Below are 24,474 nucleotides of genomic sequence, written 5' to 3' on the forward strand. Positions count from 1 at the left end.
GTTAATACTGCTACCGATAACGAGCAAGCAACTGATACTCGGCAGGCAGTGCCTGCCTGAGGATTACTTTTTACTTCCAAATTGAATGCCGAGAAGTTTATTCTCTGCTTTATCACCACGAAGAGTAAGGACAATTTTTGATTTCAGTTCTAACATTTCGATTTCAGATAAAGTTGTTTCCATAGCATTAAAGTTTTCAGTATTTAAAGATGCTATATATTGCTTTCCGCTTCGTTTTAATGACTGATTGACAAAAGAGAACCATCTTGCGCGAACACCTGGATCTATATCGGCAAAAAGACGATTATCATGCCATAGCATATCCATGGCATGGTTTTCGCCACATGTAAATACTAACCAGTCAAAGCATAATATCCTAGCATCATTGATCCCATCCGAATCATCACCCTCGATTTGGATGCTTAGATCATAACGGATTTTGTTGTCACCAGTATTAACATCTAAAACTATTCCTGCTGGTACCCTCGGGTACATTATTTCTGCGAGTTCAGCAAAAAATTTATCATATTCTGAAAGAGGATTTGTAGAAGCATAGTTCACCGCTAATCTGTCTTGTTCAACTTTTCTTTCTCTTAGATTTTGAGCTTTCTTTTGAAGGTTAATAGAGAAATTTAAATAATCATGCAGCCTTTCTTTTTCTTCTTTAAATTCAGCCAGTTGTCTCGCTATGACTGCGTATTCATCAAATGCTTTCTTGCCTTGCAGGGATTCCAAATATGAATCACGTAATGCCGAAATATCATTAATGTCAATTTTAAGAGATTCAATTTCTAACAAAAGTTTTATTTTATCATTTTCAAGTCTTTTCTTTCTGTTAAAAGATAATGATTTGTGAAAATTTTCAACTGACTCAAAATGGGCCAATGTTTCTGGCTTGAAAATCTCTTGTAAGCCATTGTACAGTTCAAGAAGATCTTCTCTTGAAATATCAGGGTGTGATAATAAAGTTTTTTCTATATTACTAACTTTAAATTCAGCTATATTTTTATTTTTTTCAACTTCTCGTAATTTTATAGTTAAACTGTTTGTTTCATTCTCAATAGCTCTGTATTGCTCGTGAACTTGAAATGTATTAAGTTCATCTTGCAGTCTTGGGATCTCTCTTTCTAGCCATTCATAGCGTACTTTAGGTTGAGAGCCTGCTCTAAACATGTCTTTAAGAATATCATCGTCTTGCCAATTTTTTAGGGATTGACTTACTTTATCCAGTTCTTGCTTATTATTTCTTTTGGATAATATTAAATTATGATCTATGCCGAGAAGAAATGCGGTGCGAAGCAATGCTTCAAAGTCTTGCTCCTTTTTTGTCCTAGTTGGACTGATGCAGTCATCTCTGGTATATCGCGAAAAACGCTTAAATAAAGATCTAAATGATAAATACGGAATGTTATTCTCAAGATTAAATATCCCTATTTTGTCTAATAGATCTTTAAATGCTTTTAGAGATATTGTTTTGTCATTTAATAATAATTTTTTCCCATTTCCCGTTCTAGATATTAAGTATTCAACTCCATTATGAGAAAAAAGTAACGAGAACCACCAATCTGGAACTGCTGAAGTTAATTTTTTATCAGCATTAGCGCCTAAGCAATGTTGAACGAGGCCGAGAATAAGTGTCTTGCCGACTCCGTTACTACTGCCTTCTTTTTCTTTAGAGCTATCACCAATAATCAACGTTAGCCCTGTGTCATTGAAATGCACTGGATGAAAGGTTGGCTGATCGCAAGTTAAGCGAATTAACTTCATTTAACTTTCCTTATTTTGTAATTTGTCATCAATGCTGCATATTGGCATTATTCTGTTTTCGTTATCTAGCATTATTTGTTTGATGCAAAAAAGAATGTCTACGGCAAGCATAAATTGTGTAAAAGAGGGCGTGATTATCGTTGATTTATTTTTTCGCTCTACTTTTGTCCATAGTTCTTCTATGGATACCGGTCCATCAATTAACGAACGGGTGTATCCTGCAATCGCAATTAGGGAGTTACTAAACCTAACATGCTTATGTGGCAGAAGCATTGCTTGGATGTTCATAAGCATCACATGTCTCAAAATATTTAGCTAAAATTAACTCTGCTGCAAATCGATAACTCGCGACCGCACTTGTGGTAACTTGAGGGGGAAGGAGTTTATCTATCATCCAAGTGTATCTTAAATCTGCATAATTGTGGTTATCTTCAGTTATCGCCAATTTGCTTTTTGCATAAGTTTCTTTAACTTCTTGAGCTATAGTTTGTTCAAGACCGCTATCAACAGAATCTAAAAATTCATTTATCAAATATAGTTGATAACTAAAAGATTCCAGCCTGCTCTTTATTGGTTTTGTAATACCATTTATTTTTATTTTATCTTCGAAGTCCGGGGCGGTTTCACTTAAAAAATTTATGGGTGAAGAAGATTTTTGTGCTAAAAAAGTCAACACTTCGCCAACAGCTCGACTATCTGTAAAATCCAAATCAACCTCAGGAATGAAACCTACAATATCTTGCTTTTCACCCTCAGATAATGACATAAATTTTTGAAGGAGCTCCATCCCGCCCATTGCACCTGCGTGATTAAGACTTTTACTGATTGCAAGCGAATTTAATGAAAGTCCAACAGGTGCTGGAATACCCTTAAAATAATCATTCATTACAAAAGTATATTTTGATACTTTCCCCCATTTGGCGACTAATTTATCAAAGTCGCCAATCGATTTATTAACAGCTTCTAGCTCTTTGGTTTGATTTGAAGGTTTAGGCCCATAAACTTGGAAGTAATGAGCTTCATGAGCAATCCACCCATCATTCCCGCCATCTCCCCAGTTTCCCCAAGGGGAAACAGCTTGAAAGCCAGGAGTTGCGTATTGCATAACCTTCGAAAAGAGCGCCTGAAAACTGTCTCCCATACATTCGTGTACTTTTAACCGAAAGAACTGTCTGTAGAGGTAATCTTGCTGTGTCGAACTCATTTTCCTCTCATCCATGATGAACACTCTTAGTGATAATATCCTCTCATTCATTGTTGTAAACCTATGATTAGCAAAATTGGAGATGATTTCACTTTGCACGGCGCTGGAACAGTCGCAGCCTAAGATCTCTCGTCATCTGGCGATGCTTCGGGAAAGTGGCCTATTGCTGGATCGCAAGCAGGGCAAGTGGGTTCACTACCGCTTATCTCCGCATATTTCTTCTTGGGCTGCTCAGGTAATTGAGCAGGCTTGGTTAAGCCAACAGGACGACGTACAGGCCATCGCCCGTAAGCTGGCATCAGCAAACTGCTCGGGTAGCAGTAAGGCTGTTTGTATTTAAAAAATTTGCCTGTACATATGTGTTTATTCAAATGTGAGGTATTAGAATGAAAGCGTTAATGGTATTTGAACTGGCATATGCTGCTATAAAGATAGCGTTCCATCGACCCGTTGAACTCACAGTTCTAATGACTCTTCACATTAAGGCTTTTTAATCACTTCAACATTAACGCTCGTGGTGCCATTCTCACGGCTTATCTGCCCGCTCACCCGCACCAGATCCTGCGCATCGAAGTGCTGCCCGTTCCAGACTTTCTGCGGAATACGAACTTTGATGGTTCCGGTTGGATCGCGGAAGGTGTACCACTCTTCCTGCTGCTGGCTGATGACATTGCCTTCCAGCGTGATCCACGCCCCTTCGTGCATTGACGACACGGCCTGAATGCGGCTTTGACTGTTTTCCTGCTGAACCTTATGACCGGCATACATGCGCTCAGTGGCGACTGGATCTTTCTCTGCGGAGAAACCGCCTTGCGCTGCCAGGGCTGGAATGGCGATGGATGAAGCGAGCAATACGCCGGTGACGTTGACGAACTGGCGACGAATATGACTGAAGTATTGTTTTTGCATAGCAGGTTCCATTTATGATTTCACATCCTCCCAGGGGGGATAACTTAATCATAAATGAGCGTCTATAAAAGCTCAATTGCTATCCCCTGCGGGGGGATAAAAATGTGACAGGCTTCAGAGATAAAAAAACCCACCGGTCGGTGGGTTCAGGCATGTGGCTTTTACAAGAGAAAATCAGCGGGTAACGCCGATCCAGCCATGGTAGCCCATGTAAATGCCGACAAGGGCAATCAGTACGCTTGAGAAGTATGGGGCTCGGCGTGCCAGAGTATCCAGACCGCTCCAGCGTTTGGTTGCCTGGCGAACGCTAAACGCCGCCGCTGCACCCACAGAAACCAGCGTAATCGCCAGGCCGATACTGAAACACAGTACCAGTGCAGCGCCGAGCGTAAATTCCTTCACCTGGATGCACAGCAGCAGAACGGTGATGGCCGCCGGGCAAGGAATGAGTCCACCGGTTAGCCCAAACAGGATAATCTGCCCTGTGGTTACGCTGCGATTGGCAAAACGTTTTTTGATGTCGTTAGCATGGGCTTTTTCGTGAGCGTCCTGGTATTCGCGGGAATTAACATCCAGCCCCTCCAGCGCGGAGTGGTCATGGTCGTGACCGTGCTCATGCTCGCGAAACTCCACATCATAATCGTGTACATGCCCACGATGGCCTAAAGACAGGCGCACATCGAAACTGTGTGGCTCAGGGATTGCCAGGACTGATTCCATAAACCCGTCTTTTTCAACGAAGTCGAAAACCTGAGAATACGTTCCAGTCCCCCGCCTTGTGGCCACAGAGATATTGCTGGCTTCCCATTTCCTGCCGCTGAGTGTGCGTAAACGCCAGTGAGGCGGTTGCCCTTCCTCGAAAATAGAGAGTTCAACGCTGCCGTGGCCGGTATCGATTATGCGGGTTTCGTCATGTTCGTGATGGCCGTGGCCATGTTCCTCTTCCTGCTCCATTTTCCACAGTTTTTCACCGCGCCAGGTGCGCCAGAACATCCATGCCGCCGTGACAAGAATGATGATGGCTGAAATCAGCTGGAACCAGGGTTCAGCGGACTCGGCGGTGAATTTCTGACTGATGTACATCCCGCCCATAGCAATGAGCCAGACCACAGACGTATGAGAAATGGTCGCGGCAAGCCCCAGTAATACGGCTTGTTTCACCGTTCCCCTGATAGCCACAATAAACGCGGCCATCATCGTTTTGGAGTGTCCCGGCTCCAGTCCGTGAAGCGCACCCAGCAGGATCGCACTGGGGATGAACAGCCAGGCATTCGCCACGCCTTGCTGTAAAAGAGCAGAAAAATCAGTCATGTTTCGCTTGCCTTAAAGATATTTAGTTATCTCTTTAAATTCGCTAAGCGTGTTATCAGACTCACTGTGGTCGGCATGAAGGGCGTCCTCCAGGCAGTGATCCAGATGGTCATGAATTAAGGTACGCTTCGCATTCGTTATCGCCTTTTCCACTGCGTGCAGTTGCTGGGCGATATCCAGACAGGCTCTTTCATCTTCGAGCATCTGGATGGTACTTTTCAGGTGCCCTGCGGCACGTTTAAGTCTTTTAATAATGTCAGGGTGTGATGCGTGAACGGTCATGATTTATCCTCTCCAGGTGGAGGGGATAAGATAATGTGTATCAACGCCAGGGTCACACTTTTTATCGGCTTATCCTCTCCTGATTCTTTGTCTTTTTGGGTTAATTACTTATCTTTCTTCGGCCATGACGGATGTTCATCGTCGATGACGAAATCATGCTCATGGGTTGTGTCTGAATCGGTATGACGGTGAATCTGAGCGTAAGCTTCATGCTCAGGACGCCAGATCAGTACGGCGGCAAGCAGCGACAGCACGGCCACAATAGTCAGGGCGACAAACGAAGCCTGTGTTCCCCATGTGGCACCTACCCACCCGGCCAGCGGATAAGTGACCAGCCAGCAGGAATGCGACAGTGCAAACTGGGCAGCAAACAGCGCAGGTCTGTCTTCAGCCGTTGATGAGCGGCGCAGCAGGCGACCACTTGGCGTCTGAGAAAGCGAATAGCCCACACCCAGCAGCGCCCACAGCACAACCAGCGTGACGTAATCCTTCAGGAAAATACCCAGCCCAAGTCCAATCACTAAAAGCGCGGTCCCCACAAGCATCGGCATGCGGTCGCTCATTTTGTCGAGGAGTTTTGGGAGAACCAGCGCCGACACCATGGAACCCACACCGAAGAAGGCCAGAGCAATGGCGGTAGATCGCTGTGAGAAACCAAAATCAGCCTGAACCAGAACAACGGTGTTGACGATAACCATCGCGCTCGCCGCTGCTACGGCCATGTTGAGTGCCAGCAGGCCACGCAGTCTTGGTGTTTTCAGGAAGATACGCATGCCTCGCGTCGTTTTGTCATAGATGCTGCGTTTAACCGTTAACGCTTTCATCTTTGGTAATGTGACGGAAACAACCAAAGCCGCAGAGGCGAGGAACCCGACCGCCGTCCCGGCAAACAGATTGTGGAAGCTCATGACCGTCAGCAGCGCCGCCGCCAGCATTGGGCTGATAACGCTTTCCAGATCGTAGGCCAGACGCGACAAAGACAGCGCCCGCGTATATTCGCGTTCGTCAGGAAGAATATCCGGGATAGTTGCCTGGAAGGTTGGCGTGAACGCCGCCGAGGCAGACTGAAGTACGAAGATCAGAATATAGATTTCCCAGATCTGGGTGACGAACGGCAGCGCAATAGCCACCAGAGCGCGAACCAGATCCAACGTCACCAGCATAGTGCGACGCGGGAATTTGTCGGCAAAGGCTGCCGCCACCGGCGCAACCAGAATATAGGCGCTCATCTTGATCGCCAGCGCGGTACCCAGCACAGCACCGGCCCTGTCTCCGGCGAGATCATAAGCTAACAGACCCAGCGCGACGGTCGCCAGACCGGTGCCGATAAGGGCGATAACCTGTGCCATAAACAGGTGGCGATAGGTACGATTAGATAGAATATTGAGCATCAGGAATTCTCTTGGCTTAAATTTATATCCCCCTGGGGGGGATATTGAAAGCATAGAGCGACCTGAAAAAAATGACAAGCATTATCCTGGTGGGGAGGATAGGAAGTTGACCAATCATCTGATATTTAGAATAAAAAAAGCTTCAGGTATCCCAGCGTTATACCTGAAGCAGCATAAAGAGTGTCGAAGGTGTTATCACCGCTTCCTTGCGAAGCCCCTTCTGACGAGAAAGGTGTTAACTCAGAAGTCCCAGGCAGGTTTTCAGACTCAGCCGCGTGGCTTCAACATCGCTATGGACGATGGTGCACCAGTCATCACGGTTAGCCCGAACGTCGTCCAGCCAGCTATTCAGCGCCTGATTGAAGGCCATGGTTTTCTCGCGCTGAGGCCAGCTCATCTGGTTAGCGCTGTAAATATCCTGACCGGGCTGTGGCATCTGTACGGTTTGCTGCGTCGACATCCGGGAGGTCACCGACCAGGTATCAGAGTTGCCATCCCAGGAAGGCATCACCGGGAAGCCCGCGCCGCGCAGGGCGATATCCCAGGTGGCATCAAACAGGCAGGTTTTCCCGTTTAACTCAAAAGTTACTGTGTCATGAAATCCCTGGGTTTGCGGCAAAATAGCCAGTATTTCCGGAGGAACGGGTAAATCAGCCCAGTCAAACTGCACCAGTTTTCTCTTCGCCGTAATCCCACCGGCAACCAGCAATCGTTCGGCCGCGGCGGCTTTATGACGACAGTCGCCAAAACCCTGCTCAAACAGGCTCATGCTTTGGTTATTCCATGACCCAAGCTGATAGGGCACGCGCCTGACCAGTTCAAAAATGGCTCTCCGCAGTTCCGTTGAGCCCGGCTGAAGCCCGAGCGACTGCAAAATCCAGCCCGGCGTTATCGTCTCCTTAGCAGTGCGGCGAGCAATAATTCTTTGCCATGTATCACTGACTTTTTCGGCCAGAGAGGCTGCCAGGGTTTCCCCCGGCAGTAATGTTGTCATCAGCAACGCTCCTGTGGTGGTGAGAAAATGTCTGCGCGTCAACATATCGGGCGTTACACCTCCACGCTGCGACGAAGTGCCGACATAACCAGTGATTCACAGACCACTTCATCGTCCTGTTCCCGGTTTACGCCGGGGAAAACCATTTGACTCACTGGGGATGAACGAAGCCGGTGATAACGGGCAATCGCGCCATTCATTCCGCCCATTTGCTTACGTCTGACCAGCCGCAGTCCGTGCTCCCACGCGACTTCATCCATCGCGCTCGCCAGAACAGGATCATGGTTGAAGATTAAGACGCCATCCCCTTTCAGCAGACGGGCTGCGCTGCGAAGGAACGTTGTGTAGTCCTGCTCGAAATAGGCTGCGGCCTGGGAATAAATAATATCGACCCCACCGGCCTGAACGCCGCGATTTTCCAGTGCGCAGAGACCGGCTGCCGTCACGTAGGGATGCTCAGTCACCCCCTTTGGCAGCGATTCGTGCCATGGCGTGAGATTGGTGAAATGCAGGAATGCACTCTCCCCAAGCTGCTCCCTGAAACTCTGGGCAAGCCCGGAAATCGTCGCCTGATGGCTGGTCGCTTCTTCAGCACGAAAACCTGCCCAGGCAGCACCAATTTCAAGGAAGGTGACGGTACCGTTTTTGTGGTGAATATTTTTCGCATGGTGGGCAATGTCGAACCCAATTTCTCGCGCCAGACGAAAAGAACCACCGCTGGAGGTCCAGGGACCATCGAAACCAAAAGCAAGAATAGCTTTCAGCATCGAACCCGTTTCTTTGTGCATCATTTTCAGGAACGGAATGACCTTACGCCGCGAAGGAACAGGGACGTTCGGACGCAGTTTTTTGGCCTGGAGATCGCGATTCACGCCCATGCACAGTGTCTGCCAGTGCAGAGGGTTAATGCGATAATTAAGTTCAGTAAAATTACGCGCAATCTCACGACGCGCCTGTATGGAGTCTGTGTACATAGCTTCTCCGCTAAATCTGAAGTTGGTAAACGCCAGGCAGCAAACTGCTACCGGCAACAGCGATCAGATCTTGCGGGTGCTTGGAGGGCGGTAAATTATGTCCGTAGCCTTAACCGGGCTGCGAAGATCGGCGAGCGGCAACCATCTGTCTGCTATAGGAGAGAGGGTGATCTCCACAGAGGGCGGCTGCTGAGGGGTTTCATGGAAATGGTCTGTCTGATGATGGCCTGCGTGACCAGACTGAGGGATATCCGAGTCGTGGGAGTGATCCTGCACTGTCATGGTGACTTCTGCATCATGCAGATTCATCTCGTAACCTGTCAGGCCGTTGGTACCGTGTGACGCAAACGTGCCCATCGACGACATCATCATGCCAACGGCCATGATGACAATCATCAGAATATAACGGGGTGAACGTTTAAACATCAGGTACATCGCTGAGTGCTTCTCTCAATGGACAGTGACAACGGTTTAAAAATATTAGCATCCCCCTGGGGGGGATGTAAGAGGCTGGAGTGTAAAGTCTTGTATTGCCGAAGTGTGTAAAAAGGCCCGCATAATGCGGGCCTGATTAATCAGATTACGCGCTTAATGCTCTGGTATTCGCCATTGGTATCAAGCTGGATAGTAATCGTTTGTGAACCACGATTTCGCCAGAACCAGCCGTGCTTACCGTCAAAGGCGGCCTGCAACACACCATCCCTTGAGGTTATCTGCCGGTCCTTACCATAGCCGTGGTAAAACCCTTTCGGTGCGTTAACCGGATCGCCGTGTGCATCCACGTTGACAGGTCCAGAGCTTGTCCACTGGTAAGTCACCCGGGCATCCTTACGCATTTCCATCTTAACTTCAGCCGCCTCATTCGGTTTCAGAGTAATTAACAGCTGATTGCGCTGAGAACCGGCAGTTGGGGCTTCTGGCGCACGAGTTGTCGCCGGAACGCTCAGCTCCGGATAGTTGTTTTGCGTGATTGTCGGCGGGTTATCCGGCACCGGACGTTCATTCACCGGAGTGGTTGACTGTCCCCACTGGCTCGTACTCGCCTGTTTGTCCGTGGCGGCTTCCTCCGCCAGCTGCGTTTTGATTTCGCCCATCTGTTTAAGGCCCAGCAGACGGCCAACGCCCGTTGGATCGATACCGTATTCTGAAGGCATCACGATGGTTATCAGCAGCGTCAAAGCGACGATAGCCGCCAGAATAGTGGACTGCATCAGCTTCATCGCAGACGGCAGCTCTGCGCGGGTCGGTAAATCGGTGTTATACATTCTCTTTTCTCCCTCAGGCTAAAATGTAGCCACAAATCTGGTAACTCATTAACAGGAAACCGGCGCTCATCATCACTACGTTGGCGGTGTAGGCATGGCGGAAAAAGCTCGCCGTCTGCCGCCAGTAACTCATGATGATAAGGATGGCGCTCAGCGCCAGAAGCTGACCTATCTCGACCCCGACATTGAAGGCAATCAGGTTGACGAAAAGGCCATCGGGGGAAATTTCGAACTCCTTGATTTTGGTCGCCAGGCCAAAGCCATGGAAGAAACCAAAGATAAGCGTAGCCATCTTCGTATTAGGCTGAAAGCCAAACCAGCGCTGGAATGCGCCAAGGTTATCAAGGGCTTTGTAGACCACGGACAGTCCGATAATGGCATCAATGAGATAGGCGCTGACGCTGATATCAAAGAACGTACCAATAAGCAGCGTCGTGGAGTGCCCGATAGCAAACAGGCTGACGTACAGCCCGATATCACGCATTTTGTAGAGAAAGAAAATCACGCCGAACAGAAATAGCAGATGATCGTAGCCGGTGACCATGTGCTTCGCGCCAAGGTAGATAAACGGGATGATGTTAATCCCGGTGATTTCCTGAATGTACCCTTTGTCGCCTTCGGCTACGCCATGTGCGGCCGCACCCTGGCTGTAGAAAAGCAATAACAATAAGAAAAACAGACAAGCCGAACGCGCCTGAGTCGAAAACAGGCCACCGCTCAACCGGCCTTGTAAATTAAGGCAGGTGTTCATACAAAATCCTTACAGTTTGAATAATAACGAATTAACAGCAGTTATTACGCAGACAGGGATCTCGGAGGGCGTTCGGGGGTGGCCTGTGGCATTCGCAGAATTTGTTCTGAACTCAGTGCAAACGTCGCGCGCATACCTGCGTTCCAGGCCTGCAAGGCAGTCAGAGTGAAGAGCTTGTTCAGATCGTGGGAATGATCGGCATTGAGGTGATGCACATTACCGTGCGAGTGGAACAGTAGCGGATCGTGTTCATTCAGCGGCTCATCGCTGTCGTGCTGATGCTCACTGACAGACGTTGTATCCTGAACGTTATACATAGCCTGTGGTTTTGCCATAAGCGAACTGCTCAGCACGGCAACAGCCATGATGATAAGCACGATTCTGGAAATGACTTCACGGCTAAAAAACACAGTCAACGACATCCTGGTGATACAAGGTAACAACGTGCGTAATGTATCTGTTTTGCTGACCGCATTTCAATAGGTCTTTTGGAGCCGGATGTTGTTTTAATAATTACTTGGCATAACTTCCGCTTTTTGGCGTCAAGCAATCGATACAGCTCTTACACATCAGTTGCATAGATCCAGTCAGCACATTGAGGACATATCTTCTCTCCATGCCAACAAACATGGCACCAGCAGCATCGCCATTGCCTTATCTTCGTGTTGGTAGGTCGAATGGGCTTTTCCGAAGTTGGGATGATTTTTAGCGAGGTTTGCTCTGGTGCTGTTTGTAGCTTGTTAAATCGACATGTTTTGAGCCGAGCAACATTGTTGATATGTCCCGGTAGGTGCACAAACGTTTTTGTAGATGTCAGTGGATCAACTTGAACGCCGATCTGCAGTTTGCAGTAAATACAATACATTGAATCAAAATCAACCTGTTGAACAGATTCTGGTGTAACCCATTCGCCCTTTGCGGTGACGGCATGAGTGGCTAAAACGAAGTAATTCATCATGAACTCCGGAGAAAAATAAAAAAGCCAGCATGGTTAGCTGGCTTTGTGTTTGGTTGAGAGATGTGGCTGGCGGTAACACCCTGACCAGCCCCTGTTCGATCAAGACTGGCTACAGCCAAATGACCGTTCCTCATTGCTGTATACTTTCGTACGTTCCTTTGCCAGATAGCTAAGGCGGTACATTAAACCGTTATATGACTCAGAGTAGGCTGGAGGATTATTGATATTCAGGTGATAACAGGGATTATCAGGGAAGTGAATCAGCGTTAAATATTCAGTAGCTAAAGGTAGCTTTAAAGCGCTCAACCATGCAGCCTGAATCATAGAGGCCACGTTATAATCATTCCCCGTATAATCACCGAGACCGAGAAAGGCATCCTTATTGAGGAATAACACCACATGCCAGTGTGGTTTATCACTTTTATCTTTATCAATTTCTTTAACCCAGGCGTAGCGTAAATGGCACGGATAGACTCTCATGCCATTTTTACTTTTGTTCTTCAGGAATATCTGTATACGGGCATCAAGTGCTTCAATAAAACGGGACATGAGTCCTTTATTCATATCGATGATGCAAGAAATGCTATCACCGGTATCTTTATAATTGGGTACATGAAGGTCAACACGAATGGCTGTTGTTCTTGGATGTTCACGCACAGCGTTATGAATGACATTCGACAATCGATGTAAGTAATGAGTGTTGAATGGTGCATGGTTCATATTGAGTGTATAGATATTATTCATTGTTTCTTTTCTCAGAATGAAGAGCATCATTGCTGATGCCATAATGTTTTAAAGGATGGGAGTGATATCACTTCAGATTGTTAGAGTGTAGATGCCATGTTTAACTGATAAACGTATCGGACATATATCACTGATGTGATATTAATGAAGTTTATGTGGTAATTATTGTTGCTTATTTTAGTGTGATGCTTGGTGTTGATGTTTATATTACGCATGTATAGCAGGTATGTACTGATGAGTATATATTACCATACCAACACAACTGGTGTATTAAACGACCGCTGAATTCCAGGAGATATTCACATTCTATATTTAGAATTCACTCCGAAGTTAGCTGGTTTTTCATAAGGAAAGGGCTTACTTGTTTTCCTCATTAAAGATTACAATAGAACCAGAACGCGATAATTTAATCCTCTCCTCGATCCACTCTTTTACTTCACTTTCAATCCAGCGGGAGCTGCGACCAAACTTCACCGGCTTTGGAAACTTACCTTCATGCACCAGCTTATAAAACCATTTATCAGATAACCCTGTCAGTTCAGTAATGAACTGCATGCTAACGAATTTATCTTCGTGAATATTAATAGTGCTCATGACATGTTTCCGTAATTTATCAGGAGGACACCGGTCGGCATCCTTTCATGTCATTGGTCGCGTATGTACGATTTTACATTCCCAGTGATCTGGGCAGCATTTGAAAAGCTGCAACCTTTTACTGCAGATGCTCAGAAGTCACCCTGTCGTCACACTTTGATAAACTGGAAGCAGAAATCCATGCTGAAATCACATCCATAAATATGGTAAAAGCCCTGACGTTACGAGACTTACAGGCCAGTCATGTACTACATTTTTTACTACATAAAAAACTACGTTTATAGCTATGAAAATAACTAGTTTTCACTCTTCTTTTTTGACTATTTTTATACCTGACCTTATGATGATTGAAATTTAATCGAAACGTATTACAGGACGTAACTTGTGGAAAATTCACTGCACAGTGCAATAATAAATAACAGGAGGGCCATGAGATTATTCTTGTGGTATCTATCTGATCAGGATCTGGCCATACTGACCAATAAACTGGCATCAACTAAAAACATTTACAATGCAGATGACATATTTGGCAGTAATATTGAAATCGCTGAAGAGGCAATTAATCAGGCTGTGCGACTGATAAAAGATAATGAGGTTAAGAGGATCTACACAATAGATTTTAATGAGTTTAAATCACTCCAGATACCCGCATCTGAATTTTCTTGGGTAAAAAAATCACCTGATGCTTGCTACTTCACATGGCTGTTTATCAAAAGCCAGATACACGATTCATTCAAATTGCTTGAGTTGGACGTTTTTATAGTTGGTAGAATAAGGAACCAACGCTATCCCAATATACATGATTCCCTTTACAATAAACTGGAACTGGATGCTTACCCTGTCGATAATAAAGAGCGTCTATCAGTTATAGAGGATTTTTTTGACCGTGCACCTGCGACCCTTAAAGCCAGGCTCGATCTGATGCGCCAGATTCGTAACAAGTGGGAGGAAATTTATCCTTCGAGTATAAATTTCCCTCTTTCACCAAAAAGCAAGAAAAAATGCGACTGGGCATGGAAATACATTCAGAAAGATAGAAGTCGAATGAATACCCGGAGAAAAGACCGTGAGGGGCATTATACAGGAGAAACCAATCCGGCACCTTTTACTAACAGCAGTATGCTGTCCATGCTGAGGCCGTCAGGCTCCTTTGAAAAATACATGGCTGTTAAGTTTTATTTTTTGTTCATTTATTTGTTTTTAAAAGATGAACTATTTATGCAACGTTTTAAAAAGGCATGGCAGGTACATCAGTACAGAGCAACTTCTGATACCAGAGAAAGAAAAGCATCTTTGCGTGCCCGGATAAAGAATAAAACATCCGCGCCCAATCCCGTTTCTGAACCATTTACAGTCACAACACTTACCGAGCTTGCTACTATCAGTAACATGTCCTTCATACCGGAAATACAGTCCTATAGCCAATATGCTCCGGTCAATGAAATAACGGAAAAGGAAGAAAAGGACTGTCAAACTCATAATGCAACGGTACTGCACGCCTCTCCTACTGATAATTCCAGCGATGGCCAGGTTACGCATATTTCCATTGGGGAAGCTCTGAAACGTATGGGGAAATTACCTCGCAGTGATGAACACTCAGCACCGATGCCAGATAAAAATCCGGGCTCAACCTCAAAAAAAATCTGGACGAGGTTGCAAAAAGCGATGATGGAAGGTGACAAGGACGAAGACTGAGCATCCCCGCGTTCTGACGCATCCCATTTTTTTTCAGACCTGTATTACCACGGTGAGATCATTCCGGACAGATTCTGGAGTGTCTCACCGCATTGATCTGCAACACCGATCGATACTTCAAATAATGATAGTCACTACCTATCGATAGTGAATTATTGATCGTTATTTGCATAGATAATAACGATCAATTCCTGGTAACTGATCAGTAATAACGATTATCCCGCCCCGGACAAAATGCATACGATCGAATGGCCCTTTGTACTACAAAAGGCCATTTTTCGTTTGTAAAACAATAGTAAGGAATTTCTATGTTGAAGATCACATCTGTACTTCTTTTCGGTGCAACATTGTTTAGCTGTGTTGTGCACGCCATGGGCCAGGAGCAGCAATGGGGCAACTGGTTTGGCACTGTCAATGCGATGGAGTTTGAACTTAACGCCGACAATAGCGCCGGAGAACGTATGACGATCACCTGCCGGGACAGCAATTTGATAGTGAGCTACAGCGGGTCTGATAAGGAGCCAATGGATATACCAGATAATGGACAAGAATCCATGGGAATCAATATCAACGCTGTTCATTACCCGCTAGATGAGGCGGCTTTTATAGCGCTCAAAAACACAGGCAACCATGGGCAAATTGAAATCACCCGGATGAATAAACCCGTATCTCACCCGTTCAAAACCGCAGGGCTCAGGGACGCTCTGTCGGACCTCAACTGGGAAGACTGCATCAGCCATTAATCACCCCTTCCAGTAACTCATGCTCCCACATTGTTAATCATCAGTAAGGATATCTTTTATGGCGACATTCATTTCACGCCTGGTTTTAGTCTGCACCCTTTCGCTCCCGGCATTCAGCTCTGCTATCACTATTCAGGGGAACATTCATCCTGAGCGCTATACCTTCTTTCTGACAGAAAAAGGCGGCGAAATGCTGCGGGACATGAACAACGAGGCCGTGAACGTAAAACATAGCGGAAAGGCCAGTGCTTCGGTTGATGCGCAAAATAAGGCTGCGGCTGCAAACATATCGCCCCTGCTGTACCCGGGTGCACCGCTGGAGCAAAACTTTATCCGCTACGACGGTAAGCCAGTGAAAGCTCTGACCTGCCTTATTACCACCCGCACCATGCCGGGCCAAAATAAAGACTATGCATGGGAGGAAACTTACTGCCTGGATGAAACTGGTGCAGCCTACATTGGCACTAAAGGCTGGCCGTCTCGTACTATTTTCAGTAAGAGCTGTGCAGTGGGCGCTGCTGACTGCCCTGTTTACCTGAGCATGAACAACGACCCGCCAACCATGCGTAACGACGCTGTTCAATATGTTCCTTACAGCCGCGAGCGCGTAAGTGGGCAGACAGGACGTAGCCCTGAGCCAAAACTAACGACGACTGAAACCGTCGCTGAGCAGGACGGTTATGTAGTGAGTTTTGTTAAAGCCAGCAACTGTGCAGACAATAAACTGATTGTGAAAAATAAAAACTCAGGGAAAACTGCTGCAATTGCAGGATTAAATGGTTGCACTTTTGATCCGAAGAATAATGCAGTAATTATCTTCCCTCTAAATGAATACGTCGGCGTTTACAGTGGTCCCACAAACGCTTCTGAGGAAATAGCTTCCGTCGATCTCCCCTAATTATTTACCCGGTCCGGTATACGCTACCCGCGATACCGGACGTATTATGGACAGTCCTATGAAATACCCGAAATTCCCTGACGATATAGATACACAATCACTGGATCTGACCTGGCCCGTTGTTTTTAGCGTTGCAGGACTCACTCTGCTAAGGAGTAAGTCGGTCGTATGCCAAACATTGGGAGCCAGCCTGATGACCCTTAGCCTGATAAGGCTCATAAAAAAACTCGCCACTCTTGCCTGAAAAAGCCCCTATCTGGCAACACGGTTTGTGTGCAAGCTCCTGGATCACACGTACTATCGCCTTCCGACGTTCACCTGAAAGCTAATTCTCGACAAAAGCTGAAGCGCTCCTTTATCAAAGGGCTGGCTGCAATAGCAGAGGACAGAATTAATGATGATGCCTTTGTTTTATCGGTGTGCAGCAAAGCGTATGAACGCTTGCCTCTGATCATAAGGCGAGTCGTGAAGTACGAATGGTGTCTTCGATACTTCCAGTACAGTAAACCCTTTATTCTGCAGCGATTACAACATTACCAGATCGACAAGCTAACTCCGCCGACATTACCTGACAGTGAACTGTCGCCACAGCAAGACCAGCCACCAGCTTCTCCCTGAATAATTTATCTTCCATCCGAAGCCACTCCAGTGGAGTGGCTTTTTTATGCCCATTTTTAAAGGAATTAACTATGACACGTTTAGCCAGCCGCTTTGGTGCAGTCAACCTTGTACGTCGTGACCGCCCATTAACCCGCGACGAACTGGCCCATTATGTGCCAAGCGTCTTCAGCGAAGAAAAGCATGAATCCCGGAGCGAACGCTACACCTACATTCCCACTATTACTTTGCTGAATAACCTTCAACGTGAAGGGTTTCGTCCGTTCTTTGCCTGCCAGACCCGCGTCCGGGATGAAAGTAAACGAGAGCACACGAAACACATGCTTCGTCTGCGCCGGGAAGGACAAATTACCGGCAAACAGGTGCCAGAAATTATCCTGTTGAACAGCCATGATGGTTCCAGCTCTTACCAGATGCTGCCGGGGTTATTTCGTGCCGTATGCCAGAACGGGCTGGTATGCGGGGAGAGTTTCGGTGAGGTGCGGGTGCCGCACAAAGGCAACGTAGTCGAGAAAGTCATTGAAGGAGCCTACGAAGTACTGGGGATATTTGACCGCGTAGAAGAGAAACGCGATGCCATGCAGTCGCTTTTGTTGCCGCCACCCGCACAGCAGGCAATGGCGAAAGCAGCATTAACCTATCGCTTTGGTGAAGAGCATCAACCGGTGACGGAATCGCAGATACTTTCGCCACGTCGCTGGCAGGACGAGAGCAACGACCTGTGGACCACTTACCAGCGTATTCAGGAAAACCTGATTAAAGGTGGTCTTTCGGGGCGCACGATCAGCGGTAAGCGTGCTCATACCCGTTCGGTAAACGGTATCGACGGAGATGTGAAGCTCAATCGTGCTCTGTGGGTGATGGCCGAGAATATGTTGCATCTCGCGTCATGAAACTTTTTATCATTCTTCAGGCCCCGCTAAAAAACCAGCGGGGCCTTTTGTTTTAAGGAACCATTATGTCTGTATCCAATTTATCGCCGGTGTTTCCGGTAAACGAGCAGCGCGTAATGCGAAGGGCATTACGACTGGTTGAGAAATACCTGCGTCAACCGAGTGAGTCATTTACCTCCACCAGCCTCACAAAAACCTGGCTGCAACTGCAGATGGCGCACCTGGAGAGGGAAGTCTTCATCGTGATGTATCTCGATAATCAACACTGCCTGCTGGGACGAGAAACACTGTTTACCGGCACGCTCAGCCATACCGAAGTGCATCCCCGCGAAGTGGTTAAATCAGCCCTGAGACATAACGCTGCTGCGGTCATTCTGGCTCACAACCACCCGTCTGGTACGACAGAAATCAGCCAGCAGGATAAACATATTACTCAGAGGATTATGAAAGCGCTGGCACTGGTGGAAGTGCGCGTGCTGGATCATCTTGTAATCGGAAACGAGGTGGTGTCTTTTGCTGAACTTAGTTTGCTTTAAAGGAAGGTTTTCATGTCATTAATACCAGCCCATGAATGGGGGATAAAAAGCGATATTGTTCCACGGCTTGGAGTCAGATTAGTTCAGGAAGGCAACCGGCTGCACTATCTGGCTGACCGGGCTAGTATCACCGGTAAGTTCAGTGACGCCGAATGCCTGAAGTTGGATATCGTATTTCCGCATTTTATCCGTCAGATGGAATCGATGCTGACCACTGGTGAAATGAATTCTCGCCATGCCCACTGTGTCACTCTGTACCACAACGGTTTCACCTGCGAAGCCGATACCCTTGGTAGTTGCGGCTACGTATACATCGCCATTTATCCCACTCAACGCTAACAAATTTCACGAGAGCAAACATGAAAAATCTACCTGCTACAATTTCGCGGGCGGCGAAGCCCTGCCTGTCGCCCGTTGCAGTCTGGCAAATGTTACTTACTCGTCTGCTTGAACAGCACTATGGTCTGACACTGAACGACACGCCGTTCAGTGATGAAACTGTAATTAAGGAACATATTGATGCTGGGATTATCCTGGCCGATGCAGTCAACTTCCTGGTAGATAAGTACGAACTGGTTCGCATTGATCGCAGAGGATTTAGCTCACAGGGACAAGTACCATATTTGACCGTGACAGATATCCTTCATGCCAGAAGAGCATGTGGATTAATGAAAAGTTGCTCTTATCGGGAAGTAAGTAATATTGTTCTTAGTCATTCGCGGCAGTGAGGGGGTCTTCAAGAGCCGAGAAGATTTGCACGGTTTGTGAAGAAACTGGTGAGATTGGCGACTCAATGAAAACCTCATCGAGTCGCATGAAAAACAAGGTGGGGGCACAAAAGGGGGCATTTATAAAGATGAAACAAGAAAATATGTATATTTATCAATGGTTGGATGGGTTGTGTTATGTTCCTATTATCGCACCATTTCAACTTCTCCCGCTATCTCTTTTCGGATTCGTTTGGTTGCAATCTGAAGTTCTATTTAAACGCCTAATCGCTTTGGTTTGTCTCCCCGCCTGGTTTGTTATCCGTTCTGTTGTGAACAGGTCGAGAATAACGGCAAGATATGCACAGTGTATTTAGCACAGACATACGTTACGTCGTACCGCAAAGTTATGGAGCAGGACCAGTTGACCGGATTCTGGTTTGAACTCTGCCGTGAGATGTGCATATCACCAACGTTAAGATGGTCGTCCGAAAATCACCTTATTTCATTTTGAACCGATTAAAGGGATATAAAATTTTATCTTTTTTTCACACAAATAAATAAAGGAAGAGGAACATCGCCAAAAACAAAGGTATTGAGATATCTTCGAACGGTAAGCCTGTTGTTTTCCAGATCAAACATATCGAAAAGCAGCCCAGAGGCCTCTGTCTCGGTCATGCTGTCCCCGGGGTGAGCTGTTGTCTTCATATCACTCAGGTAAAAATCGCTTTTGTTTCTGCTCAGGACCGTGAATGTTATATCCCGATTAACGAGATGCGTATTGATGGGGGAAGGCTGTCTTGCTGATACCGAAGTACCAAAGATACTGATAATACTTTCAGTACCCGGTCGTATCACCACACTGATGGTTCCATTAAAGAGAAACTCTTGATCGCCCGGTGAGTTCATTTGTAAGGTTCCAGAACAGTTAATGTTGCCACTTTTAGTCATGTTACTGATAGTGACAAGGATGCCTGAGAAAAACACAAATAAAGTAATTGTTAATAATTTATATTTTTTATTCATGGCTATATACGCTCTTGCAACTGGATAACTTTTTCTTGTTGCCAGCCTGATAACTGCATCTGCTGATGAATAAACGTCCTGCTTCATCAAAAATCAGGCTGTCTTCCTGCTGAGAGATATAAAAGCTTCCTGGGAGGCAAGGTATTGATTCTCTGGCTATCTTTTCAGTTAAGGTGAGTCTCACGGGGAGCAGTTCATGCGCACTTCTGAAAAACATATATACAGGGCAGCTGTCAATCGTACCGACCTGGTATACCCTGGATACTTTCATCTCATTAGTTTTAAGCTGAATATGATAACAAATAAGTAAGAACATGATTAATGACAATGCATTAAGGCCATGAAACCATACTAATCTTTTACTGTTTTTTGTAATGGAAGTCGTACTGTCCTCTTCAGTGCCTGTATCTGTATTAGTCTCTGTAAGAGACATCCCCTGTTCGACCGTGTCAGCTAGAAAATCATCACTGAATGAACGGTTATCCGGAAGCAACAGGTCTTGTTTTTCTGCTCCGGGTTCGATCATTTTCACTTCTACATCTTTGTTCATCACAAAACCGGTACGTGGAATAGTGATGATGATATCGGCTGTTTCACCAAGTAACTGAAAATTTTTTCTAATCAACGATACATATTGTGTAAGTGTATTGTTGGACGCTTTATAACCGTACTCATCCCATACGCAATTGAGGATTTCTTCACGGGTTAAAGTTGACCCCTGATATCTGATAAACAAAGACAGCAACCTTGAGGCCGTTGCTGGAAGAAGGATCGAGTCATAACTCTTACAGTTAGTTAAAGAACACTGAGCGTCATCATAAACAATATTCTCATTGAAAATATAGAGCATAACCCGTCCTTATCCTTCAGGTCTTACCTGCGGCACTTTTACCTGTATGAAATAGTGAAACTGATTTTGGCGCTGAGTTTAGCATATTAAACATATCTGTCACGCGAATATGATAGTGTTTTGTTATTTACAATAAATATCATATCAAAATATAGAACTCTCCTTCCGACATGAATGTTTTATATACATTCTGATGGTTTTTAAAACTCTCTCAATGATGAGCCTTATTTCTATATAAAAGAATAAAAAAATTAATAATGCATATATACTCAGATGAATTGTCTGATATTTATATATTTTGCAATATATTATATAAAAAATTAGAAGTCAGAGTTATGATTGTTTCATTGCAGACGGACACGCTGAAGCAAACGAAAGTAAGGATAAAAACTGCGATACAGATAAAAGAAGGGTATGAAACATGCTGATAATGAATGATACACTTGAAAAGAAATGTTCTTACAATTGTGAAATGGATGTTACGCCTTTCCTTCAGCCTGTTATTAATACTTATGATAACTGTATCGTGGGAGCAGAAATCCTCTGTAGAGTAAAAACAAAAAAAGGATACATACTTAATCAGCTGCATATCGAAGAACTTGAGGTGCCTGAGCGTGCAGATTTTTATGCAAGAGAGCTTTTACTGAAAACGGCAGAACTGTTAAGGAAAAATGACGGCGCAGGCGAAATCCCATCGGGCTTTGTTTTTTCTCTGAATATCACCTGTGGTCAGATAAGTTCTCAAACTATCAGAAATGCGGTGGTGAGGTTTAAGAGTTATTTCAAAACAGATGTGGTGATCCTGCTTGAGATAGTGGAAAGAAATATTACTGATGCGACCAGTGATATTCTGAATGCTATCGCATTCTATAATTCTATCGGAGTGAAGTTCGCTATTGATGATGCTGGGATAAACACTGCTGCAATGAAATTTTTTGGCGTAAGTAATGTTTCAATTCTAAAACTGGATCGCTCGGTTACGCAGATAAAAGAGAACTTTGAACTAATTTACCGGAAGTTAATTGATGGCATCGTAAAAGTATCCTCTCTGTGCGGGGTGCATATTGTTGCGGAAGGAGTGGAAAATCAACATCAAAAAGAAGCTCTGGAAAAGGCTGGCATCATACATATGCAAGGGTATTTTTTTTCACGACCTTTATCCGTAGCTGCTTTTTGTGATTTTATAAAACACTACCGCTGACAGGACGGATACCATGACAGTAAAAAAAACAGTTTTTATCATCTCCGATGATTATTTTTACCTTAATGGGTTGGGGTTTTTATTAAAGAATGAAAATAATCTAAATGTTTTTTGTCATTATGTAGATCAAAACCAGCAGGAATGTTTTTCTGATGGTATTCCTTTTGAAAACTATAATGAAAAAAGCATCATTATACTGGCAGTGGATGACTTGAACCTCATCAGGAATTTCGCTGCGCGTTTTAGAACTAATATTGTCTTTTCTCTGAGAACCCTCGGCAAAAGAGAAATGGCGCTTTGTTATAAAGGTTTTCTGGTAATTAACAGATGCCTTTCATCATGGCGGATGTTAGATGTAATTAAGACGTACGGGAGGGTAAGTTTTATGCCTGGCATATCTCTTACCCAAAAAGAGGAACAGGTGATTTTCAACTATTTTAACTTAACCGGTGCCCAGTTTAATTCCTTTAAGTATTGGACTGGGGTTAAGAAAATTAGTCATTACAAACGTTCTGCTTATCAGAAAATGTTGGTTAACGGTGATGGGGAAGCTCATTTTGTAGTAAAAGCATTAAGTGAAATTAGAACAGGGATGCTATAACCACTGTCCCATGGTTTGCCTCATTTTATTTATTATCAAAAATCATCTATTTGAACAGATGATGTGCTTAATACTGAAAATTAATAACTCAATGCTTTATGTTTTTTTGTAGTGCCTGGTGATTTTCACCATTCTAAGTAAGGGGTTTGATAAGGATGTTTTCACATCTCCTTATTACAACTCTATCGTGTATAAATATGATCTAAGGATATAGACATGAAAAAAAGTGCTATTGCATTAACGCTGTTTGCTCTTCTGGGTGCAACTGTAAGTTCTGCGAATGCTGCATCGACAGGAACCATTACTTTTAATGGTGAACTGACTGCCACAACCTGTGATGCCGTTGTTGATAACCAGGCTGCGAATGCAACGGTTGTCCTGCCAACAGTAGGAACCAACCAGTTGGTAAATCTGGGTGAGACTGCGGGGCGTACGGGCTTTAATATCGCGCTGACTAACTGCCAGGGTACTCTTAAAACCGCGTCTGCGTTCTTTGAAGCAGGTCCGACCGTGGATTTAGCCAGCGGACATCTGCTGAATAAGACCGGAACGGCAACCGGCGTCAGCCTGCAGCTGCGTGATGAGTCCTCTGCTACTGGAGGTGTCATTGTGGCGGGTAACGGCAATCAGGCTGCCAACACAACTTATGTTGATGTTTCATCCGGCAGTGCAAATCTGCCTTATTCAGTTGAGTATTTTGCTGATGCTGCAACCACTGCCGGGACAGTTATCAGCCAGGTGGTTTACTCCATTCAGTACATGTAATTCAACGTACTTTATTAATCAGGGGGCTTCGGCCCCCTTTCAGAGAGGGTGGATTTATGCCTATGCAGCGGAAGCATACCTTTTTTTTTATTCAGACACTGAGTTCACTATGCATACTTTTTCTGGTGCTGCTTAGCGCGCCCGTGAAAGCCAGTATTGTTATTACCGGTACCCGGGTGATTTACTCTCAGGGCGAGCGCTCTGTCAGTGTGAAACTTAATAATAATGGTAAATCCCCCGTACTTATCCAGAGCTGGGTTGATGATGGAGTTATGAGTAAATCTCCGGATACCAGCACTGCCCCCTTTATTGTGACGCCCCCGATAAACCGTGTTGATCCCGGCAAAGGTCAGACACTACAGATCAGTTTTACCGGAAAACACCTGCCTTCAGATAAAGAGTCAGTATTCTGGCTTAACGTGCTTGAAGTGCCAGCACGTAACAGTGCAAAGAAAGATGATAATTTTTTACAAATCGCTTTTCGTACCCGGATAAAACTTTTTTATCGGCCGCAGGCGCTTCAGGGGAAATCCATTGAAGCTCCGGATAAGCTCGAATGGAAAACCGTAGACGGGAAATTACAGGCCATCAATAAAACGCCCTGGAATGTATCTATTTCTGGCGTAAAAGCGAATGGAAAAAAGACCGAAGGGAAAATGATAGCACCTTTTGATGCTGAGTCGTTTCCGTTGCAGGTAAGGCATGGACAAACGATTCACTTTGACGCCGTCAATGATTATGGCGCAGTCACTGCGAAATCTGCTGCTGTTCAATAACGTCTGTTTGACAGGGAATAT

General features: G+C 45.3%; 29 protein-coding genes and 1 pseudogene. 12 read left to right on the forward strand and 18 right to left on the reverse strand.

From position 1 onward, the window contains the following. Positions 1-63: 63 nt before the first annotated feature. From CKK19_RS01540 to CKK19_RS01545, 3 genes are read right to left on the reverse strand one after another with little or no spacing between them, the layout of a single operon-like run. Positions 64-1,767 (reverse strand): DUF2326 domain-containing protein, encoded by a 1,704-nt coding sequence (locus CKK19_RS01540; protein WP_023303128.1) that lies wholly within the window; start codon positions 1,765-1,767, stop codon positions 64-66. Next, on the reverse strand, positions 1,768-2,061 hold the full coding sequence (locus tag CKK19_RS25400; RefSeq protein WP_023303129.1) for an ABC-three component system middle component 6: 294 nt from the start codon (positions 2,059-2,061) through the stop codon (positions 1,768-1,770). Then, positions 2,024-2,971 carry an ABC-three component system protein gene (locus CKK19_RS01545; protein ID WP_032649950.1) on the reverse strand — a complete coding sequence of 316 codons (948 nt, stop codon included), beginning with the start codon at positions 2,969-2,971 and terminating at the stop codon, positions 2,024-2,026. The genes CKK19_RS25400 and CKK19_RS01545 overlap by 38 nt, the downstream gene beginning before the upstream one ends. Positions 2,972-3,056: 85 nt before the next feature. On the opposite strand from CKK19_RS01545, the pseudogene arsR reads away from it, so the two are divergent. After that, positions 3,057-3,311: pseudogene (gene arsR / locus CKK19_RS01550) on the forward strand (As(III)-sensing metalloregulatory transcriptional repressor ArsR); the annotation flags it as partial. Positions 3,312-3,451: 140 nt separating this feature from the next. Here the strand turns inward: arsR and CKK19_RS01555 are convergent. The 13 genes from CKK19_RS01555 to CKK19_RS01615 all read right to left on the reverse strand — a co-directional run bounded on the left by CKK19_RS01555 (position 3,452) and on the right by CKK19_RS01615 (position 13,144). Further along, positions 3,452-3,892: a YgiW/YdeI family stress tolerance OB fold protein gene (locus CKK19_RS01555; protein ID WP_135702047.1), complete on the reverse strand. Its 441-nt coding sequence runs from the start codon at positions 3,890-3,892 to the stop codon at positions 3,452-3,454. 162 nt (positions 3,893-4,054) lie between these two features. After that, complete coding sequence (locus CKK19_RS01560; RefSeq protein WP_023303132.1) at positions 4,055-5,191, reverse strand: nickel/cobalt efflux protein RcnA; 1,137 nt, start codon at positions 5,189-5,191, stop codon at positions 4,055-4,057. 12 nt (positions 5,192-5,203) lie between these two features. Continuing rightward, positions 5,204-5,473, reverse strand: a complete 270-nt coding sequence (locus CKK19_RS01565; protein WP_023303133.1) for a metal-sensing transcriptional repressor — start codon at positions 5,471-5,473, stop codon at positions 5,204-5,206. Positions 5,474-5,577: 104 nt separating this feature from the next. Then, a complete protein-coding gene (gene nirA / locus CKK19_RS01570) occupies positions 5,578-6,864 on the reverse strand; it encodes an MFS transporter (RefSeq protein WP_023303134.1) in 1,287 nt (428 codons plus the stop codon). A gap of 235 nt (positions 6,865-7,099) precedes the next feature. Next, positions 7,100-7,858: a hypothetical protein gene (locus tag CKK19_RS01575; protein ID WP_023303135.1), complete on the reverse strand. Its 759-nt coding sequence runs from the start codon at positions 7,856-7,858 to the stop codon at positions 7,100-7,102. A gap of 53 nt (positions 7,859-7,911) precedes the next feature. Next, positions 7,912-8,832, reverse strand: coding sequence for a hypothetical protein (locus tag CKK19_RS01580; RefSeq protein ID WP_023303136.1), 921 nt, complete (start codon positions 8,830-8,832; stop codon positions 7,912-7,914). A 63-nt stretch (positions 8,833-8,895) separates the two neighbouring features. Next, the gene (locus CKK19_RS01585; protein WP_223826472.1) at positions 8,896-9,258 is read right to left on the reverse strand and encodes a hypothetical protein; all 363 of its coding nucleotides are present in this window, start codon (positions 9,256-9,258) and stop codon (positions 8,896-8,898) included. A 149-nt stretch (positions 9,259-9,407) separates the two neighbouring features. Next, positions 9,408-10,097 carry a hypothetical protein gene (locus tag CKK19_RS01590; RefSeq protein ID WP_023303138.1) on the reverse strand — a complete coding sequence of 230 codons (690 nt, stop codon included), beginning with the start codon at positions 10,095-10,097 and terminating at the stop codon, positions 9,408-9,410. Between the two features lie 13 nt (positions 10,098-10,110). Then, a complete protein-coding gene (locus CKK19_RS01595; protein WP_023303139.1) occupies positions 10,111-10,848 on the reverse strand; it encodes a HupE/UreJ family protein in 738 nt (245 codons plus the stop codon). Positions 10,849-10,892: 44 nt separating this feature from the next. Further along, positions 10,893-11,270: a hypothetical protein gene (locus CKK19_RS01600; RefSeq protein WP_223259293.1), complete on the reverse strand. Its 378-nt coding sequence runs from the start codon at positions 11,268-11,270 to the stop codon at positions 10,893-10,895. A 140-nt stretch (positions 11,271-11,410) separates the two neighbouring features. Then, positions 11,411-11,806: a putative zinc ribbon protein gene (locus CKK19_RS01605; protein ID WP_080297790.1), complete on the reverse strand. Its 396-nt coding sequence runs from the start codon at positions 11,804-11,806 to the stop codon at positions 11,411-11,413. 99 nt (positions 11,807-11,905) lie between these two features. Further along, entirely contained in the window at positions 11,906-12,550 is a 645-nt protein-coding gene (locus tag CKK19_RS01610) for an inovirus Gp2 family protein (RefSeq protein ID WP_023303141.1), read from the reverse strand. A gap of 357 nt (positions 12,551-12,907) precedes the next feature. Further along, positions 12,908-13,144 (reverse strand): helix-turn-helix transcriptional regulator, encoded by a 237-nt coding sequence (locus CKK19_RS01615; protein ID WP_023303142.1) that lies wholly within the window; start codon positions 13,142-13,144, stop codon positions 12,908-12,910. 429 nt (positions 13,145-13,573) lie between these two features. Here CKK19_RS01615 and CKK19_RS01620 point away from each other — a divergent pair, with 429 nt between their 5' ends. From CKK19_RS01620 to CKK19_RS01650, 7 genes are all read left to right on the forward strand, one after another. Continuing rightward, the gene (locus CKK19_RS01620) at positions 13,574-14,839 is read left to right on the forward strand and encodes a hypothetical protein (RefSeq protein ID WP_023303143.1); all 1,266 of its coding nucleotides are present in this window, start codon (positions 13,574-13,576) and stop codon (positions 14,837-14,839) included. A 308-nt stretch (positions 14,840-15,147) separates the two neighbouring features. After that, positions 15,148-15,582, forward strand: a complete 435-nt coding sequence (locus CKK19_RS01625; protein WP_023303144.1) for a hypothetical protein — start codon at positions 15,148-15,150, stop codon at positions 15,580-15,582. Positions 15,583-15,640: 58 nt separating this feature from the next. Then, positions 15,641-16,480 (forward strand): hypothetical protein, encoded by an 840-nt coding sequence (locus CKK19_RS01630; protein ID WP_023303145.1) that lies wholly within the window; start codon positions 15,641-15,643, stop codon positions 16,478-16,480. A 689-nt stretch (positions 16,481-17,169) separates the two neighbouring features. Further along, a complete protein-coding gene (locus tag CKK19_RS01635) occupies positions 17,170-17,991 on the forward strand; it encodes a DUF932 domain-containing protein (RefSeq protein ID WP_023303146.1) in 822 nt (273 codons plus the stop codon). Positions 17,992-18,056: 65 nt separating this feature from the next. Then, on the forward strand, positions 18,057-18,527 hold the full coding sequence (radC, locus tag CKK19_RS01640; protein ID WP_023303147.1) for a RadC family protein: 471 nt from the start codon (positions 18,057-18,059) through the stop codon (positions 18,525-18,527). Positions 18,528-18,539: 12 nt separating this feature from the next. Further along, positions 18,540-18,866, forward strand: coding sequence for a type IV toxin-antitoxin system YeeU family antitoxin (locus CKK19_RS01645; RefSeq protein ID WP_023303148.1), 327 nt, complete (start codon positions 18,540-18,542; stop codon positions 18,864-18,866). Between the two features lie 20 nt (positions 18,867-18,886). After that, the gene (locus CKK19_RS01650) at positions 18,887-19,255 is read left to right on the forward strand and encodes a TA system toxin CbtA family protein (RefSeq protein ID WP_023303149.1); all 369 of its coding nucleotides are present in this window, start codon (positions 18,887-18,889) and stop codon (positions 19,253-19,255) included. A gap of 516 nt (positions 19,256-19,771) precedes the next feature. On the opposite strand, the gene CKK19_RS01655 is transcribed toward CKK19_RS01650, so the two are convergent. Continuing rightward, the gene (locus tag CKK19_RS01655) at positions 19,772-20,260 is read right to left on the reverse strand and encodes a hypothetical protein (RefSeq protein WP_063854092.1); all 489 of its coding nucleotides are present in this window, start codon (positions 20,258-20,260) and stop codon (positions 19,772-19,774) included. Continuing rightward, positions 20,253-21,110: a winged helix-turn-helix domain-containing protein gene (locus CKK19_RS01660; protein WP_063854091.1), complete on the reverse strand. Its 858-nt coding sequence runs from the start codon at positions 21,108-21,110 to the stop codon at positions 20,253-20,255. The genes CKK19_RS01655 and CKK19_RS01660 overlap by 8 nt, the downstream gene beginning before the upstream one ends. A 421-nt stretch (positions 21,111-21,531) precedes the next feature. On the opposite strand from CKK19_RS01660, the gene CKK19_RS01665 reads away from it, so the two are divergent. The 4 genes from CKK19_RS01665 to CKK19_RS01680 all read left to right on the forward strand — a co-directional run bounded on the left by CKK19_RS01665 (position 21,532) and on the right by CKK19_RS01680 (position 24,453). Continuing rightward, positions 21,532-22,311: an EAL domain-containing protein gene (locus CKK19_RS01665; RefSeq protein WP_063854090.1), complete on the forward strand. Its 780-nt coding sequence runs from the start codon at positions 21,532-21,534 to the stop codon at positions 22,309-22,311. A 13-nt stretch (positions 22,312-22,324) separates the two neighbouring features. Beyond that, positions 22,325-22,912 carry a hypothetical protein gene (locus CKK19_RS01670; RefSeq protein ID WP_063854089.1) on the forward strand — a complete coding sequence of 196 codons (588 nt, stop codon included), beginning with the start codon at positions 22,325-22,327 and terminating at the stop codon, positions 22,910-22,912. A 216-nt stretch (positions 22,913-23,128) separates the two neighbouring features. Beyond that, on the forward strand, positions 23,129-23,677 hold the full coding sequence (locus tag CKK19_RS01675) for a fimbrial protein (protein WP_063854088.1): 549 nt from the start codon (positions 23,129-23,131) through the stop codon (positions 23,675-23,677). Between the two features lie 62 nt (positions 23,678-23,739). Beyond that, complete coding sequence (locus tag CKK19_RS01680; RefSeq protein WP_058677403.1) at positions 23,740-24,453, forward strand: molecular chaperone; 714 nt, start codon at positions 23,740-23,742, stop codon at positions 24,451-24,453. Positions 24,454-24,474: the final 21 nt, after the last annotated feature.

This window comes from Enterobacter sp. CCUG 70166 (genome assembly GCF_020224095.1).
Classification (GTDB): domain Bacteria; phylum Pseudomonadota; class Gammaproteobacteria; order Enterobacterales; family Enterobacteriaceae; genus Enterobacter; species Enterobacter intestinihominis.